The organism is Streptomyces sp. NRRL S-31, from assembly GCF_000718775.1.
Taxonomy (GTDB): Bacteria; Actinomycetota; Actinomycetes; order Streptomycetales; family Streptomycetaceae; genus Streptomyces.
The window spans coordinates 57781-74293 of sequence record NZ_JOCB01000015.1 but is presented as its reverse complement, the minus strand read 5'-3'; the positions used below and the strand labels follow the sequence as shown (position 1 = coordinate 74293).

The following is a 16513-nucleotide window of genomic DNA, read 5'->3' as shown; positions in this document are numbered from 1 at the left end:
CCGACCGGAACAGACAGCGAGCGAGAGGTGATCGATGGGCGTCACGGACCCCGCCGGGCCGGTGATGGACCGGGACGAGGTGGACCGTGCGCTGGCGCGGCTCGGCCAGGAGCACGAGGCGATCGAGACCTCGCTGCTGGCCCTCCAGGACCACGCGGGCCGCAGACTCCTCGAAGGCGCCGAACTGACCGGTGTCACCCGGGAACGCTGGCGGGCCGCGGAGGAGCGGATCACCCGGCTGTGGACGTACTTCGACGCCTACACGGCCGCCCTGCGCGACGCCCGCGAGATCCGCGCCCGGCGCCGCTGGTCCAGCCGTGAGGACCTCGCGGAGCTGACCGGGCTGCTGCGCGGCGCGTGCGTGACCCTCCCCGGGGGCGCGAACGGCCGGCTGAGCGAGACGTTCTCGCTGTCGGCGCTGGTCGACCGGATGAACGAGCTGTACGCGACCAGCCTGGACCTGGTCGTCGCCGCCGACGCGGTGTGGTCGGCGCTGCCCGCGCGGATCGATCTGCTCGCCGCGGAACTCCAGCGCACCCGGGGCCTCGCGCACTCCGTCGGCGTGCGTCCCGGCGAGCACCCGGCCGGTGACGACCTGGAGCGGATCACCCGCACGCTGACCCGGCTGCGCGAGGACGTCGTCTCCGACCCGCTCGCCTTCTGGGTGCCGGCCGAGGGCAGTTCGGCGCCCGGCGGCGGACGCCCGGACACGACGGTGTACGACCGCGAGGCGCGCGCCCTGGAGGACGTGCGCCGGGAGATCGACGCCGTGCTGACGGTCCGCCAGGACGCGGAGGCGCGGCTGATCCGGCTGCGGGACGTCCTCTCGCGCGCGGATCGCACCCTCGCCGAGGCCCGGACCGCGCGCGGCGAGGTGCTGGCGAAGATCGCCGCGACCGAGGTGCCGGTGGTGAGCGGGCCGCCGACCGTGCTCCAGGAGCAGCTGGCGACCGCCGCCGAGTACCGCAGGCAGGCCCAGTGGCACCGGCTCTCCCCGCTGCTGGAGTCCCTGGAACGCAAGGCGGAGGACGAACTGCTGCGCGCCCGCGAGTCGTTGAGCGAGGTCACCGCTCCGCTCGCGGTCCGCGCCGAGCTGCGCGGCCGGCTCGACGCCTACCGGGCGAAGGTCGCCCGGCACGGCCTCGCCGAGGACCCGCTGCTGATCGAGCGGTACGACGCGGCCCGCCGCATGCTGTGGAGCGCGCCCTGCGACCTGCGGGTGGCCGAGCAGGCCGTGCTGCGCTACCAGCGGGCGGCGGCCGAGCTGCTCGGCGGCGGGGGCGCGCCGCAGGACCACGAGGGGGACCGGTGAAGGGTCGGCCGGGGCAGACCTGCCAGCGACCGGGCTGCGGGGGCGGCTACGAGGACGTCGGCGGCGGCGAGCTGTACTGCGGCACGTGCGGTCTGGCGCCGGTGGTGTCCGCGAACGGGACGGTGGCCTCGCCGGCCACCGGGATCACCGGGAGCCCGGGGGGCGGCGGCTCCGGCACGTCGTCGTCGGTGTCGAGGTCGCGCCGCTCGGTCTCCGGGCGGCTGTCCCGGTCGGTGTCGGGGAAGCCCACGGGCCGCTCGGTGTCGGTGCGCGGCTCGGGTGCCTCGTCCGGCGCCTCCACGCGCGGCCGGCTGGGCGCCGGGCTGGTCTCCGTGCCGCAGGTGCCGCGGCCCGACCCGCGGGCGATGGTGCTCGCCGACCCGGAGGTGCCCGAGCGCAGGCGGTTCTGCTCGCGGGCGGACTGCGGGGTGCCGGTGGGCCGGGCCCGGGGCGACCGGCCGGGCCGTACGGAGGGCTTCTGCACCAAGTGCGGGCACCCCTACTCCTTCGTGCCCAAGCTGAAGGCCGGGGACATCGTGCACGGCCAGTACGAGGTCGCGGGCTGCCTCGCGCACGGCGGACTGGGGTGGATCTACCTCGCCGTGGACCGGGCCGTCTCCGACCGCTGGGTGGTGCTCAAGGGCCTGCTGGACACCGGCGACCAGGACGCGATGGCGGCGGCGATCTCCGAGCGGCGCTTCCTCGCGGAGATCGAGCACGCCAACATCGTGCGGATCTACAACTTCGTGGAACACCTGGACCAGCGCACCGGCTCCCTCGACGGCTACATCGTCATGGAGTACGTCGGCGGCAAGTCGCTGAAGGAGATCGCCAACGCCCGGCGGGCGCCGGACGGCCGGCGTGACCCGCTGCCGGTGGAACAGGCGTGCGCGTACGGCATCGAGGCCCTGGAGGCGCTCGGCCACCTGCACAGCCGGAACCTGCTGTACTGCGACTTCAAGGTCGACAACGCCATCCAGAGCGAGGACCAGCTCAAGCTGATCGACATGGGTGCCGTGCGCCGGACGGACGACGAGGAGTCGGCCATCTACGGCACGATCGGCTACCAGGCGCCGGAGGTCGCCGAGACCGGCCCGTCGGTCGCCAGCGACCTGTACACGGTGGGCCGCACCCTCGCGGTGCTCACCTTCGACTTCCAGGGCTACACGACCGTCTACGCCGACTCCCTGCCCGACCCCGACACCATCGAGGTCTTCCGCCGCTACGAGTCCTTCTACCGGCTCCTGGTGCGCGCCACCGAGCCGGACCCAGCCCGTCGGTTCGCCTCCGCGCAGGAGATGGCCGAGCAGCTGACGGGGGTGCTGCGCGAGGTCGTCTCGCTCCGGACCGGGCAGGCGCGGCCCGCGCTGTCGACGCTGTTCGGGCCCGAGGTGCGGGTGACCGACACCGAGCTGTTCCCGCGGCTGACCGGGGACGTGTCCCGGCTGGGGGCACGACCGGCCGGGAAGGCGAGGAAGGCCGGGAAGGCGGGAGAGACGGGGAGCGCCGTCGCCGCGCCTGCCCCGGCGGCGCTCGTCGAGCCCGTCGGCATCGCGTCCGCCGCGCTCGCCCTGCCGGTCCCGCTGGTCGACCCGGCCGACCCCGATGCCGGTTTCCTGGCGGGCCTGCCGGCCTCCGCGCCGGCCGAGCTGATCGGCGCGCTGGCCGCGGCGCCCGAGCAGACCGTGGAGACCCGGCTGCGGCAGGTCCGCGCCCGGTTGGAGGCCGGCGACCACCGGGGCGCGCTGAGGGGCATGGCCCGGCTGGACGAGGAGCGGCCCGACGACTGGCGCGTGGTGTGGCACCGGGGCGTGACCGCCCTGGTCACCGGCGACTTCGAGGGCGCCGCGTCGGCCTTCGACGCGATCTACGACGCCTTCCCCGGCGAGACCGCGCCCAAGCTGGCGCTCGGCCTGTGCGCCGAGGTGCTGGGCCAGCCGGACAACGCGGCCGAGTACTACCGGCTGGTGTGGACGACCGACCCGGGCTTCGTCAGCGCCGCGTTCGCCCTGGCCCGGGTGCGGCTCGCGGCCGGGGACCGGCGGGGTGCCGTGGCGGTGCTGGAGTCGGTGCCGGAGACGTCGATCCACTACACGGCCGCCCGGGTCGCCGCCGTCCGGGCCCGGCTCAGACAGCGCACGGCGAGCCCCGGGGACGTACCGTTCCTGGACGACCTGACGGCCGCCGCCGGTCAGATCGAAGCGCTCCAGGCGTACGGTCTGGACCCGGTCCGGCACGAGCGGTTGTCGGCGGAAGTGCTCGGCGGCGCGCTGGACTGGATACTCTCCGGGGGTCAGGACACCGGTCCCGCCGCCGGAGGCCGGGTGCTGCTGGGCAGCGGACTGGACGAGCGGGGGCTGCGCTTCGGACTGGAGCGCGCCTACCGCGCGCTGGCCCGGCTGGCGCCCGGCGGTCAGGAGAGGATCGAGCTGGTGGAACGGGCCAACCGTTACCGCCCCCGGACGTGGGTGTAAGTCGATGTCGCAGATTCCCCGGCAGTCCGCACTGCCGAAGTGCCCGAGCTGCGCGGAGCCCGTGGAGCCGGGTGACCTGTTCTGCGGAGCGTGCGGATACGACCTCTCGGCGGTGTCCGTACCGCCGCGGGACCATCCGACGCTCCCCATGACCGGCTCCGGCCCGCCCGGCTCCGGCGCGGACTGGCCCGCCCCGGAACCGGCCGGTTCCGGCGCCCCGCCCGGGGTGCACCTGCCGACGGACCTGCCGGGCACCGACTCGGGCGACACGCCGCTGCACGGGCACCAGCCCGGGGCCGGGCAGACCGCCGGTTCCGGGGTGCGGTTCGACCGGCCGCAGGTACCCGACGAATACCCGCTCCAGGCACCGGACCCGGCCCAGGCACCGGACCCGCGCCTGGCCGCCGGCGCCACCGCTCCTGCCGCCCCGGCCGATCCGGCGCGGCTGTGCGTGGCCTGCCGGGCGGGCCGGGTGGACGGCGACGGCTACTGCGAGAACTGCGGGCACGCCCAGCCCCGCGAACGCGACCACCTGGAGCGGGAGTCGGGTCCGGTCGCCGCCGTCAGCGACCGCGGACTGCGCCACCACCGCAACGAGGACGCGTTCGCCGTCGGCCACACCACGCTGCCCGACGGCACCCCGGTGGCGATGGCGATCGTCTGCGACGGCGTGTCCTCCGCGACCCGCCCCGACGACGCCTCCCTGGCCGCCTCCCGGGCGGCCGGTGACACGCTGCTGGCCGCGCTGCCGCGCGGCACCCACCCGCAGACGGCGATGCACGAGGCGATCGTCGCCGCCGCGCGGGCGGTCGACGCGCTCGCCGGGGAGCCCGCCACGGCCCGCGAGCAGGCCCCGCACCAGAACGCCCCGGCCTGCACCATCGTCGGCGCGGTGGTCACCCCCGGGCTGCTGGTCGTCGGCTGGGTCGGCGACAGCCGCGTCTACTGGGTGCCCACCGACCGCGGCGCGCCCTCCGCCCGGCTGACCGAGGACGACTCGTGGGCCGCGCAGATGGTCGCCGCCGGCCTGATGAGCGAGGCCGAGGCGTACGCCGACGAGCGTGCCCACGCGATCACCGGCTGGCTCGGCGCGGACGCCTACGAACTGGAACCGCACACCGCGTCGTTCAAGCCGGACCGGCCCGGCGCGGTGGTGGTGTGCACCGACGGGCTGTGGAACTACGCCGAGACGGCCGAGGAGATGGCCGAGGTGCTCCCGGCGGACGCGGCGGCCCGCCCGCTGCACAGCGCCCGGGTGCTGGTCGGGCACGCCCTGGACGGCGGGGGCCACGACAACGTAACAGTGGCGGTCCTGCCGTTCCCGGCGCCGCCGCCGGGGGCAGGATCGGCCTGAGGGCCGTAGGGCCCGCGGAGCACGGCACGGGGAAGCCGGGGCGGACCGGAGGGGACCGGTCCGCCCACAGTGACCGCCCCGCGCGCGGGGTGTGAGGGGGATGCGATCCAGCATGGCCGATTTCGCGAAGTCGAACGTGCCGCGGTTCTCGGTGGACGTCTACCAGAACGCGTACCTGCCCGAGGGCGGCACCGAGGTCGACGCCATCGTCACGGTGACCGCGACCGGCGGCGGCACCACCGGCCGCGCGGTCCCCGCGTCCGGGTACGCGCCGGACGGGCGGCCGTCCGCCGCCGTGGCGCTCATGGTCGACTGCTCCGGCTCCATGGACCACCCGGCGGCCAAGATGCGCAGCGCCCGGGAGGCCACGGCCGCCGCGATCGACACCCTGCGCGACGGCACGCACTTCGCGGTGATCGACGGCACGCACCTGGCCAAGGAGGTCTACCCGGGCGGTGGGCGGCTGGCGGTCGCCGACGCGGTCACCCGTGACCAGGCCAAGCGGGCGCTGCGCCGGCTGCGCGCTGGCGGCGGCACGGCCATCGGAACCTGGCTGCGGCTGGCCGACCGGCTGCTGTCCACCGCGGACGTCACCATCCGGCACGGCATCCTGCTCACCGACGGCCGCAACGAGCACGAGTCGCCGCAGGACCTGAGGGCCACGCTGGAGGCGTGCGCCGGCCGGTTCACCTGTGACGCGCGCGGTGTGGGCACCGACTGGGACGTGAAAGAAGTCACAGCCGTGGCCACCGCGCTGCTCGGCACCGCCGACATCGTCGCCGATCCGGCGGACCTCGCCGCCGACTTCACGCGGATGATGGAGACGGCGATGGGCAAGGAGGTCGCCGGCGTCTCCCTGCGGGTGTGGACGCCGGCGGGCGCGACGATCCGGTTCGTCAAGCAAGTCGCGCCGAGCGTGGCGGACCTGACCGCCCGCCGTGTCGATGCCGGGGCGCGCGCCGGGGACTACCCGACCGGGTCCTGGGGCGACGAGTCCCGCGACTACCACCTGGGCCTGACGGTCCCGCCGGCCGGGCTCGGCCGGGAGATGCTGGCCGCGCGGGTCTCCCTGGTGGTGCCGCAGCCCGGGGACACCACCGGCACGCCGCACCCCGGCACGCAGGGGCTGGTACGGGCGGTGTGGACCGACGACATGGCGGCCTCCACCGCGATCAGCCCCCAAGTCGCCCACTACACCGGGCAGGCCGAACTGGCACAGGTCATCCGGAAAGGGCTGGATCTCCGCAAAGTCGGTGACCTCGATGGAGCAACGGCCAAACTGGGGCGCGCTGTTCAGCTCGCGAACGCGTCGGGGAACGCGGATACTGCGAAACTGCTTGCGAAGGTGGTGGACGTGGTCGACGCGGCGACAGGTACTGTGCGGTTGAAGACGAGGGTCGCGGAGGTCGACGAGATGACTCTGGAGACCCGGTCCACCAAGACTGTTCGTGTAAAGAAGTGACCCTGGAAGCGAACCGAGCGATCCAGACCGACCCTTAGGAGAAGGGCACCGACATGCCGACCTGCCCGAACGGACACCAGTCGGGCTCCGACGACTGGTGCGAGGTCTGCGGTCACCGCATGGCCGGTGCCGTACCCCCGCCCCCGCCGCCCCCGCCCGCCGGCGGCTACGGCTTTCCCCCGCCCGCCGGCCCGGGCGGGCCCGGCGGACAGCCCGGCGCGGGACGCCCGCACCAGGGCGCCGGACCGGAGCTGTGCCCGCAGTGCCGCACGCCCCGCGAGGGCGGCGCCCCCTTCTGCGAGGAGTGCCGGTGGAACTTCCTGACCAACACGGCGACCTCCTACACCCCGGCCGCCCCGCGCACGCCGCAGCCGCGGTTCCAGCCGCCGGGCTCGACGTACGGCGACGGTGACGGGTTCGAGTACCAGGGCTCGCGGCCCTCGCAGGTGAACCGGCCCGCCGAACCGATCCCGTCCTTCGGCAGCGAGCCGTCGGGGCCGACGCCGTTCGGCGGCAACCGCGCCCCGTCCGGCCCGCCGACCTCCCCCGGCCCCTCGGGCCCGCCGTCCTTCGGCGGCGGCAACCAGCGCCCGCAGGGCTTCGGCGGGGGCCCCGGCCAGGGCCCGGGTCAGGGACAGGGTCAGGGTCCGAACTCCGGCGGCCCGTCCGGTCACCCCGGCTTCGGCGGGGGCCCCGGTCAGGGTCAGGGCACCGGTGGTCCGTCCGGATTCGGCGGTCCCGGTCAGGGCCCGGGTCAGGGTCCCGGCTTCGGCGGCCGGGGACAGGGGCCCGGCGGCCCGGCCGGCGTGCCGCCCTTCGGGCGGGAGCCCTCGGGTCCCGGCGCGCCCGGCCCCTCCGGCTTCGGCGCCGACCCCTCGCGCCCGGCGCCCGTCGGTCCCGGCGGTGCCCCGCAGGCGTTCCAGCAGTCCGGTGCGCCGGCGCCGCCCGCGTTCCCGCGCGAGACCGGCCGGCCCCCGGCCGGCGGCCCCTCCTTCGGCGGCGGTGACGACTGGGTGATCTCCCCTCCGTCGTCCCCCGGACCCGCCGGACCGGGCCAGGTCCCGGGTCAGGGTCAGGGCCCCGGCGGCGGGTACGGCTACCCGCCGCCCGGCGCCGCCCAGGCCCCGTCCGGACCCGGCGGCTTCCCGCAGGCGCCGGGCGGCCCGCGGAACACCACCTGGACCGCGACCATCGGCCCGGACCGCGAGTACTTCATGGCGATGATGCAGCGCTCCGGACCCGAGGCCGCGGGCCTGAACCTGCCCGCGTACTCCCCCGAGCAGCAGCGCGCGCTCACCGGCAACCAGATCACCATCGGGCGCCGCCGGCACTCCACCGGCGACACCCCGGACATCGACCTGGCGGTGCCGCCGGAGGACCCGGGCGTCTCGCACCAGCACGCGGTGCTGGTCCAGCAGCCGGACGGGAGCTGGGCGGTGGTCGACCAGAACTCGACCAACGGCACCACGGTCAACATGTCCGAGGAGCCGATCCAGCCGTTCGTGCCGGTCCCGCTCCAGGACGGCGACCGGGTGCACGTGGGCGCCTGGACGACGATCACCGTCCGCCGGGGCTGACGGCGGTCAGGGCAGGGGCCAGACATACGGCCCGGCGGGGTCGTCCAGCCACGCCCGGACCCGCCCGCCGTCGACCGTGACGCCGTACCGCCCGCGGCCCGGCTCGCCCTCGCGCCGCCACAGCGCGTACGCCTCCCGCGGATCGAGGGCGCCCCGACTCAGCGCGAGCAGGAAGCGGAACGGCTCCTGCTCCCGGGCCCGGCCGGGCAGTCCGGCCGGGACGGCGCCCCCGGGCCCCGGCCCGTCCCCGCCGCGCGACGGCACGTCACCGCGCAGCGGCACGAAGAAGGCCGGGGTGGACAGGAAGCGGCCCTCGGCGTGCTCCCCGTCCCGCACGGTCAGGGCGAGCAGCCCGGTGGCGAGCGGGGTGAGGACGCGTCCGCCGGGACGGCACTGGGCGAGCCAGGCGCGCGGCACCGTGGGCAGCTCGCAGGTGGCGATGATCCGGTCGAAGGGGGCCCGTTCGGGCACCCCGCGGGCCCCGTCTCCGGTGACGACGACGGGACGGTGGCCGGCCGCCGCGAGGTGCCGGCGGGCCGACTCGGTGATCTCCGGTTCCAGGTCGACCGTGGTGACCAGGTCGTCCGCGCCGAGCCGGTGGGCGAGCAGGGCCGCGTTGTAGCCGGTGCCGGCGCCCACCTCCAGGACCCGGTCGCCGTCCGTCACGCGCAGCGCGACCAGCATCCGCGCCATCAGGGAGGGCTGGCTGCTGGAGGAGAGCAGTTCGCCGTCGCGCAGCCGGGTGGCCAGCGGCGCGTCCGCGTAGGCGCCGCGCACCCAGCGTTCCCGGGCCTCGGGGTCGGGGCTCTCGCCCCAGCGGCGCTCGTAGCCGCGCTCGCCGACGACGTGGTAGTACGGCACGAACAGGTGCCGGGGAACCGCCGCGAACGCCTCCCGCCACACCGGGTCCCCGTCCCAGACCCGCTCGGCGTCGATCTCCCGCACCAGCGCCGCCCGCGCCGCGGCGGCGAGAGCCTCGATCCCGGTGTCGTGGACGCCCATGGGACCACAGTAGGGGCGGCCGGGGGTCCGGTCCTACGTCCTGAGTCCTGGGTCGCCGCGTCTGAGACCATGGAGCCGTGAATGAGATTCGGCGCGGCACGCTTCAGGAGCAGACCTTCTACGAGCAGGTCGGCGGGGAGGAGACCTTCCGTCGGCTCGTCCACCGTTTCTACGAGGGCGTCGCGGACGACCCCGAGCTGAGGGCGATGTACCCGGAGGAGGACCTGGGCCCGGCCGAGGAGCGGCTGGTGCTGTTCCTGATGCAGTACTGGGGCGGTCCCACCACCTACAGCGAGAACCGCGGCCACCCCCGGCTGCGGATGCGGCACGCCCCGTTCGCCGTGGACCGGGCGGCCCACGACGCCTGGCTGCGGCACATGCGGGTGGCCGTGGACGAGCTGAAGCTGTCCGAGGAGCACGAGCGGACGCTGTGGAACTACCTGACGTACGCCGCCGCCTCCATGGTGAACACCCCGGGCTGACCGGCACGGCCCGGCTCCGGACGGCCGCGCGGACCTTCGAGGCGTTCCGCACGGCCGACGAGACGGCCCTGGGCACCACGCCCGTGATCGTCACCCACGACCGGGCGGCGGCGATCCGGGACGGCCACGGCGGGACGGCGAGACGGCGAGACGGCGAGACGGCGAGACGGCGAGACGGCCGGCGAGGATGCCACGCGGTGCGTGCACGCGGTGCCGCAGGCCACGGTACGGCTCAGCGCACGCTGAGCCCGAAGTCGCCGAGCCCCGACCGGCGCACGGCCACCGATCCGTACGGCGTGCGCAGCCGCAGCCAGGCCCCGGAGGAGAACAGCCCGATGTCCCCGGGTCCGGTGCCCGGCCGCAGGAAGCCCAGGGACTGGGCGGCGTGCACCGCCCGCACCGGCAGCCGGGTGTCCCCGATCCGCCGCGACCAGATGTCCCGCCCGATCCGGTCCAGCTCGGCGCGGGTACGTTCCCCGGGGGCCAGTTCCTCGGTCCGGGAGCGGAATTCGGCCACTACGGCGGCGACCGTGGCGCGCAGCGCGTCCGGCGCGGGCAGTCCGGGCTCGGGCCGCCAGCCGGCGCGCGGCGGCAGCACACCGGCCCAGGGCGGTCCGGTGACCGCGCCCGGGACGGCGGCGGTGGCCGCCCGCTCGTCCACGGACTCCAGCAGCTCACCGGCGGAGACGGTCATGTCCAGGGTGACGTCCAGCCCGTCCTCGTACGGCTTCGCCAGCCGTACCGCGCGGACGGCCAGCACCTCGAAGGACGGCGGCCGGCCGAAGACGGCGAGGGCGGTGCCGGCCGCCTGGAGTCGCACCGCGGCCCCACGGTCGTAGTGGAGCAGCCGGGAGAGGAAGGCGGCGAGGTCCGCCGCCTCCGTCTCGTCGGCCAGGTGCAGCTCGGTCATGCGGCGACGGCCTCCCCCTCGGAGTCGGCCGCCGCGGTGTCCTCGGGCTCGTCCGTGTACTCGCGGAGGAACTCACGCTCCTCCGCGGTGATCCGCCGCGGACGCTGGCCCTCGAAGTCGAACGGGACGATGACCGTCGACGCCCGGACGTAGACGAGATCGCCGTCCTTCACCTCGTAGGCGAGGGTGAAGGAGGCGGCCCTGATCTCGGTGACCCACAGCTCGATGTCCACCGGCTCGTGCCGGTGGACGAGCTGCCGCTTGTAGTCGATCTCGTGGCGCGCCACCACGGATCCCTGCTGGAAGTCCTTGTCCGGGCGGAACAGGAAGTCGATCCGCGCCTCCTCCAGGTAGCGGAGGAACACCACGTTGTTGACGTGGCCGTACGCGTCCATGTCCGCCCAGCGCAGCGGGCAGCGGTAGAGGTGGCGCAAGACCGATCAGCCCCGGGTCAGCTTCTTGTAGGTGGCGCGGTGCGGACGCGCGGCGTCCGGGCCGAGCCGCTCGACCTTGTTCTTCTCGTACGACTCGAAGTTGCCCTCGAACCAGAACCACTTCGACTCACCCTCGTAGGCGAGGATGTGCGTCGCGACCCGGTCCAGGAACCACCGGTCGTGGGAGACCACGACGGCGCAGCCGGGGAAGTCCAGCAGGGCGTTCTCCAGGCTGGACAGCGTCTCGACGTCGAGGTCGTTGGTGGGCTCGTCGAGGAGCAGCAGGTTGCCGCCCTGCTTCAGGGTCAGCGCCAGGTTGAGGCGGTTGCGCTCACCGCCGGAGAGCACGCCGGTCGGCTTCTGCTGGTCCGGGCCCTTGAAGCCGAACGCGGACACGTACGCCCGGCTCGGCATCTCGACCTGGCCGACGTTGATGTAGTCGAGTCCGTCGGACACGACCTCCCACAGCGTCTTCTTCGGGTCGAGGTTCTCGCGGCTCTGGTCGACGTAGGAGATCTTGACGGTCTCGCCGACCTTGATGTCACCGGAGTCCGGGGTCTCCAGACCCTGGATCATCTTGAACAGCGTGGTCTTGCCGGCGCCGTTCGGGCCGATGACGCCCACGATGCCGTTGCGCGGCAGCGTGAAGCTGAGGCCGTCCACGAGGACCTTCTCGCCGAAGGACTTGCTGAGCTTGTCGACCTCGACGACGACGTTGCCCAGGCGCGGGCCCGGCGGGATCTGGATCTCCTCGAAGTCCAGCTTCCGCATCTTGTCGGCCTCGGCGGCCATCTCCTCGTACCGCGCGAGACGGGCCTTGGACTTGGCCTGGCGTCCCTTGGCGTTGGAGCGGACCCACTCCAGCTCTTCCTTGAGCCGCTTCTGCCGCTTGGCGTCCTTCTGGCCCTCGACCTTGAGGCGGGCGGCCTTGGTCTCCAGGTACTTGGAGTAGTTGCCCTCGTAGCCGTGCAGGCGGCCGCGGTCGACCTCGCAGATCCAGCCGGCGACGTTGTCCAGGAAGTACCGGTCGTGGGTGACGGCCACGACGGTGCCCGGGTACTTGGCCAGGTGCTGCTCCAGCCAGTTCACCGACTCGGCGTCGAGGTGGTTGGTGGGCTCGTCGAGGAGCAGCAGGTCGGGCTGCTCCAGCAGCAGCTTGCAGAGCGCGACGCGGCGCTTCTCACCACCGGAGAGGTTGGTGACCGGCCAGTCGCCCGGAGGGCACCCGAGGGCGTCCATCGCCTGCTCCAGCTGGGCGTCGAGGTCCCAGGCGTTGGCGTGGTCCAGCTCCTCCTGGAGCTTGCCCATCTCGTCGAGCAGCGCGTCGGAGTAGTCGGTCGCCATCAGCTCGGCGATCTCGTTGAACCGGTCGAGCTTGCCCTTGATCTCGGCGACACCGTCCTGGACGTTCTCCAGGACGGTCTTCCCCTCGTCCAGCGGGGGCTCCTGGAGCAGGATGCCGACCGTGTAGCCGGGAGACAGGAAGGCGTCGCCGTTGGACGGCTGCTCGAGGCCCGCCATGATCTTCAGCACGGTCGACTTGCCGGCACCGTTCGGACCGACGACGCCGATCTTGGCACCCGGCAGGAAGTTCAGGGTGACGTCGTCGAGGATCACCTTGTCGCCGTGCGCTTTGCGCGCCTTGCGCATGGTGTAAATGAACTCAGCCAAGAGAAACCGTCCGGCAGCTTGAAATCTGGCAGTGGGCAGATACACCCCATCTTGCCGTACGGCCACCCCTGTGCGGAAACCCGTCTCGCCCGGCGACGCCGACCTGGGCTTCCCCGCTGCCGGTCGCGGCTCGCCCGGCGGTGATCCGCCGCGTCCGCGGCCGGCCGGCCAGGGGTCGCGGGCCACGTATACCCCGCCGGCTCGGACCGCGGAAACCGGGGCGTCCGTCCGCGGGGAAGTGTTCACCCGGTCGCACGCTCGGCGGCCGGGAGCGGAGGCGGGAACCAGGAGGGCTGCCGACAGTGGACAGTACCCATTCCCGATCAGGAGAGGAGCACGAGATGGCCACGGAAACGGACCGGCCTCCGGAGAACGGCGGCGAGCCGAAGGGTGAGATGGGTGAGGACGGCACGCACGAGTTCTTCGTCGTGAACGTCACCACCGGCCCCTCGACGGCAAGGTGTACTGGGAGGGCGGCGGAGGCCAGGCCGCGATCGAGGTGAAGGGCCTCCAGCCGGGCCAGGCGTCACCGCTCAAGGGCTTCGATCCGCAGAGCGGAAAAGTGGACTGGTGGAAGTGGTCCGAGCGCGGCGGCTGGCACCAGCTCAACATCTACGGCGGCGACCGCTACGTAGCCGTCACGCTCAGCAACTACGGCATCGGCGTGCTTCCGACCGCCACGTCTCCCGACACGTGGAAGTGGTGAGAGCCCTCAGCGTGCCAGCGGTCGGTTGGGCGACAACCGATCAAGGACGGTCATGACCCGCTGCCGAGCTGTCGGTGCCGGTGACCGTTGAGCGCCCTTCCATGGCTCAGGACGGATGGCCCGGAAGGGCGCTCGTGCATTCGCGGGAGTCGGGGCCCACACTCTCGCCGAGCGAGTCGGCGTTCCGCTCCGCTCCGGGCGGCGGGCCGGGGTCAGGCGAGGCCGAGGCTCATGCCGGTCATGTCGCCGCCGGTGAGGTTGGGCGCCAGCCGGGGCAGCCAGAGGACGGCGACCGCGAGCGCCAGTGAGGCGAGGCCGGTGACGCGGGCGAGGAGACGGCCCCGGGGCAGGCGTTTCTCTGCGGTGATGACCGCTGCCAGGCCCACCATGGCCCAGAGGTTCATCACGCCGAACGCGGTGAACAGCAGCATCAGGGACCAGCAGCAGCCCAGGCAGAACGCTCCGTGATGGGCTCCGGCCCGCACGTGGCGCGAGGGACCTTTGTACGACGCGTACCGCAGCAGCAGACCGATCGGTGAACGGCATCTGGTGAGACAGAGGTCCTTGAGGGGGGTGAGCTGGTAGACGCCGTTCAGGGCGAAGACGGCGGCGGCCACCGCCGTTCCCGCCGCCGGATACCCTGTCGCGACCCGTGTCGCCCCGGTGGCCAGGGCGTACGCCGGCAGTCCGGCCGCCGCCCAGACCAGCACGTAACCGGCGCTGAACGCGATCACGCGCGGTGTCCGGTGTCCGGGGGCCGTCCGCGCGTACAGCGAGGCGACCGGTGCCGTGGCCGGCAGCATCATCGCCGCCATCATGACCGTCCACGCGCCCAGGAAGGCGGGCAGCGCCCCGGTCATGGTCCCGGACCCCATGTCGTCCCGGCGCAGTACCAGCCAGGTCCAGGCCGCGGCCGTCGCGAGCAGCGGCAGCGCGGTGGAGGTCCCGGGGTGGCGGGCCGTGATCGCCGTTCGTGTCACGCCGACCACGAGAACGGCGCCGAGTGTGCGTTGCGGCCGGTGAAGTCCCAGGAGCGGCCGTGCACGTCGTGCCCGACGGCCCGTGTCGACCGGGCGACCGTGAGCGTGCTGTTCGCCGGGTGGAACATGCCGGACAGTTTCATCACGGGGCCGCCCTCGCCGTACTGCGGGGCCACCTGGTCCTCGATCTCGATGTCGATGGCGTCCCCCACCCGTACGGTGTGGCGGCGGCCGTCGTCGCGGAAGTCGACGGGGAGGCGCTCCACACCGAGCACCTCGCCGATGAGGGGGACGAGCGCGGCCATCGGTCCGCCCGCCTGCCCGGAGAAGACCTTGCCCAGCGCGTCCGCCTGGCTGTCGTCGGCCGAGGCGTCGACGTACAGCGCCACCTGCCAGCCGCCGTCGGCCATCACGCGCGGCGCGTCGGCGAAGACGACCACGTTGCGGTCCGACACGTCCAAGCCGTCCACCTCGCCCTGTGCGACGTGGAACGCGAGGGTCAACTGGCAGCGCTCGTTGTCGGCGGGCGCGGTCAGGCCCGAGGTGGTGCACGGGCACACGGTGTCGCAGTTGCAGCTTTCGAGGTAGGTACCGGTCACGTTCCACGCCATCTTCGTACTCCTGCCTGGCTCACCCTCCGCCGGCGGTGCGACGCGGTGCCCGGCCGACCGGAGCGCGAGGCCCGACGCGGGCGCCGACCTGTGCGGCGCCTCTGCCCTGGGGGTGGGAATCGGGGCCGCCGACGCGTCTCACACGTCCACGCGTGCGCCGGCCGCAGGAATCGACGTCGGGACACGTTCTCGGCCCGAACGGCCGCCCGACCACCTTCCAGGCTAGTCCCGTGCCCGCACACCTCGCCCGTCGCGCGCGCCGGCGTCACTCCCTGGCGGAGCCGCTCGGCTCCGCTCCGCCCAGGTTGACGTTCTCCAGCACCCGGCGCCCCTGCTTGTCGACGGTACGCGTCACCGATTCCTGGAGGATTCCGAAGGCTATGGCCCAGGCGATGATCTGGGACGAGGTGTCGAGGCTGGTCAGGCCCGGGAAGAAGCGGCCGCTTATCAGCAGGACGCCGAGGAGCGCGGAGAGCGCGCCCACGGGCAGGCGCAGCACCAGCAGGCAGACCCCGACGTGGTAGGGGCCCGAACTCGCCTGCATCTTCCTGAGGGACAGGGCTCCCGCCAGCGCCGCCGAGACCATGCCGCTGAAGGCGATGGCGAGTACGTCCAGACTGCCCGGGCTCCCTCCGAGCGGGCACACCTGCTGCCCGGTGGAAGGGGTGGAGCAGAAGCGCGCCGCCACCTGCCGGTCGAGCGACCCCCACAGCACGAACGCGGCGGCCAGCACCAGCATGATGACCGTGGCGGCGGTGACGATGTAGCTGAAACTGCGGATCCTCGCCCGCTCCTGGTCCTCGGCCTGGTAGGCGGCATGCAGGGTGATGGCCGCCAGCTCCCTCATCCTCGGCGTCAGCACCTGGTTGTTCTGCCGGAGATGGCGGTCCAGCAGGCGGTACCGCCGGTCGTCGGCGTCCAGATGGCGCCGGGCCAGCTCCAGGACGGTGATTCCCTTGAACTTCAGGTCGGCCTCGGGCAGCAGGCGGAGCAACTGGACCTCCGCCTCGTGCATGTTCGAGATCGCCCGGTCGATCGACCTGCCGGTGACGCTCCTCCAAAGGTGCACCCCCGGAGCGTTGATGGACGCCCGCACCGCTCTGAGCTGCGCGCCGATCTTCTCCGCCATCACCTGCCGGGCGGGCGGCAGTCCGGTCTGGATGCCGTTCAACTGGGCTTGCAGCTCGGCGACGTGCGCGCCGATGCGGGCGCTCCAGGAGGAGGTACGCAGACCTGCCACATCGCCGTCGGCGTCCGGCTGTCCGGAACGCGGGCGACCACTGCGCTTCTTGAAGAGGCCGGCCATCTGTAGCCCTCCGCACGGTGCGGACCCCTCCGTCCATGCTGGATCACCAGCCCCCCGACGGCAATCGGAGGGCCACGGCACCGCTCGTCGTCCCCGTCGGGCTCGCTCCGCACCCGCTCCGCACCGGCTTTGGCGCAAACAAGCAGTTGCCGCCGTGTCGCGCGCCCCGCAGCCTGGGAGGGGCGGGAGCGCTCCCACACGATCTCGTCCGCACCCCCTCACACGATCCGGC

Annotated in this window: 14 protein-coding genes; 7 read left to right on the top strand and 7 right to left on the bottom strand. The window is 73.7% G+C overall.

The genetic code is table 11. From position 1 onward, the window contains the following. Positions 1-34 precede the first annotated feature (34 nt). The 5 genes from IF37_RS0109010 to IF37_RS0108985 all read left to right on the top strand — a co-directional run bounded on the left by IF37_RS0109010 (position 35) and on the right by IF37_RS0108985 (position 8179). Positions 35-1312 carry a hypothetical protein gene (locus tag IF37_RS0109010; protein ID WP_030738940.1) on the top strand — a complete coding sequence of 426 codons (1278 nt, stop codon included), beginning with the start codon at positions 35-37 and terminating at the stop codon, positions 1310-1312. Beyond that, positions 1309-3786 (top strand): serine/threonine-protein kinase, encoded by a 2478-nt coding sequence (locus IF37_RS0109000; protein WP_106981734.1) that lies wholly within the window; start codon positions 1309-1311, stop codon positions 3784-3786. The genes IF37_RS0109010 and IF37_RS0109000 overlap by 4 nt, the downstream gene beginning before the upstream one ends. A 4-nt stretch (positions 3787-3790) precedes the next feature. Then, the gene (locus IF37_RS0108995) at positions 3791-5140 is read left to right on the top strand and encodes a PP2C family serine/threonine-protein phosphatase (RefSeq protein ID WP_030738911.1); all 1350 of its coding nucleotides are present in this window, start codon (positions 3791-3793) and stop codon (positions 5138-5140) included. A gap of 112 nt (positions 5141-5252) precedes the next feature. Beyond that, entirely contained in the window at positions 5253-6602 is a 1350-nt protein-coding gene (locus tag IF37_RS0108990) for a VWA domain-containing protein (RefSeq protein ID WP_030738908.1), read from the top strand. Positions 6603-6655: 53 nt separating this feature from the next. After that, on the top strand, positions 6656-8179 hold the full coding sequence (locus IF37_RS0108985) for an FHA domain-containing protein (RefSeq protein WP_030738905.1): 1524 nt from the start codon (positions 6656-6658) through the stop codon (positions 8177-8179). Between the two features lie 6 nt (positions 8180-8185). Here the strand turns inward: IF37_RS0108985 and IF37_RS0108980 are convergent, their stop codons facing one another. Further along, positions 8186-9181, bottom strand: a complete 996-nt coding sequence (locus tag IF37_RS0108980) for a methyltransferase domain-containing protein (RefSeq protein WP_030738902.1) — start codon at positions 9179-9181, stop codon at positions 8186-8188. Positions 9182-9258: 77 nt separating this feature from the next. On the opposite strand from IF37_RS0108980, the gene IF37_RS0108975 reads away from it, so the two are divergent. Then, positions 9259-9663, top strand: coding sequence for a globin (locus IF37_RS0108975; RefSeq protein ID WP_030738899.1), 405 nt, complete (start codon positions 9259-9261; stop codon positions 9661-9663). Between the two features lie 232 nt (positions 9664-9895). Here IF37_RS0108975 and IF37_RS0108970 read toward each other — a convergent pair whose 3' ends face one another. From IF37_RS0108970 to ettA, 3 genes are read right to left on the bottom strand one after another with little or no spacing between them, the layout of a single operon-like run. Next, on the bottom strand, positions 9896-10573 hold the full coding sequence (locus IF37_RS0108970) for a hypothetical protein (protein WP_030738897.1): 678 nt from the start codon (positions 10571-10573) through the stop codon (positions 9896-9898). Further along, the gene (locus IF37_RS0108965) at positions 10570-11007 is read right to left on the bottom strand and encodes a thioesterase family protein (RefSeq protein ID WP_030738894.1); all 438 of its coding nucleotides are present in this window, start codon (positions 11005-11007) and stop codon (positions 10570-10572) included. Before IF37_RS0108965 ends, IF37_RS0108970 begins: the two co-directional genes overlap by 4 nt. Positions 11008-11013: 6 nt before the next feature. Further along, the gene (ettA, locus tag IF37_RS0108960) at positions 11014-12678 is read right to left on the bottom strand and encodes an energy-dependent translational throttle protein EttA (protein ID WP_030738891.1); all 1665 of its coding nucleotides are present in this window, start codon (positions 12676-12678) and stop codon (positions 11014-11016) included. Between the two features lie 460 nt (positions 12679-13138). Here ettA and IF37_RS39165 point away from each other — a divergent pair, with 460 nt between their 5' ends. Further along, a complete protein-coding gene (locus tag IF37_RS39165; RefSeq protein WP_052845050.1) occupies positions 13139-13384 on the top strand; it encodes a hypothetical protein in 246 nt (81 codons plus the stop codon). A gap of 212 nt (positions 13385-13596) precedes the next feature. On the opposite strand, the gene IF37_RS0108950 is transcribed toward IF37_RS39165, so the two are convergent. The 3 genes from IF37_RS0108950 to IF37_RS0108940 all read right to left on the bottom strand — a co-directional run bounded on the left by IF37_RS0108950 (position 13597) and on the right by IF37_RS0108940 (position 16281). Continuing rightward, the gene (locus tag IF37_RS0108950) at positions 13597-14364 is read right to left on the bottom strand and encodes a DUF2182 domain-containing protein (protein WP_052845051.1); all 768 of its coding nucleotides are present in this window, start codon (positions 14362-14364) and stop codon (positions 13597-13599) included. Further along, positions 14361-14975, bottom strand: coding sequence for a DUF1326 domain-containing protein (locus tag IF37_RS0108945; protein WP_030738883.1), 615 nt, complete (start codon positions 14973-14975; stop codon positions 14361-14363). The genes IF37_RS0108950 and IF37_RS0108945 overlap by 4 nt, the downstream gene beginning before the upstream one ends. A 265-nt stretch (positions 14976-15240) precedes the next feature. After that, positions 15241-16281, bottom strand: coding sequence for a hypothetical protein (locus tag IF37_RS0108940; RefSeq protein WP_052845049.1), 1041 nt, complete (start codon positions 16279-16281; stop codon positions 15241-15243). Positions 16282-16513: the final 232 nt, after the last annotated feature.

Coding starts and splice junctions, on each gene's coding strand:
- IF37_RS0108980 (WP_030738902.1), bottom strand. CDS start 9,181: ATGGGCGTCCACGACACCGGGATCGAGGCTCTCGCCGCCGCGGCGCGG.
- IF37_RS0108940 (WP_052845049.1), bottom strand. CDS start 16,281: ATGGCCGGCCTCTTCAAGAAGCGCAGTGGTCGCCCGCGTTCCGGACAG.
- IF37_RS0108970 (WP_030738897.1), bottom strand. CDS start 10,573: ATGACCGAGCTGCACCTGGCCGACGAGACGGAGGCGGCGGACCTCGCC.
- IF37_RS0109010 (WP_030738940.1), top strand. CDS start 35: ATGGGCGTCACGGACCCCGCCGGGCCGGTGATGGACCGGGACGAGGTG.
- IF37_RS0108995 (WP_030738911.1), top strand. CDS start 3,791: ATGTCGCAGATTCCCCGGCAGTCCGCACTGCCGAAGTGCCCGAGCTGC.
- IF37_RS0108945 (WP_030738883.1), bottom strand. CDS start 14,975: ATGGCGTGGAACGTGACCGGTACCTACCTCGAAAGCTGCAACTGCGAC.
- IF37_RS0108985 (WP_030738905.1), top strand. CDS start 6,656: ATGCCGACCTGCCCGAACGGACACCAGTCGGGCTCCGACGACTGGTGC.
- IF37_RS0108990 (WP_030738908.1), top strand. CDS start 5,253: ATGGCCGATTTCGCGAAGTCGAACGTGCCGCGGTTCTCGGTGGACGTC.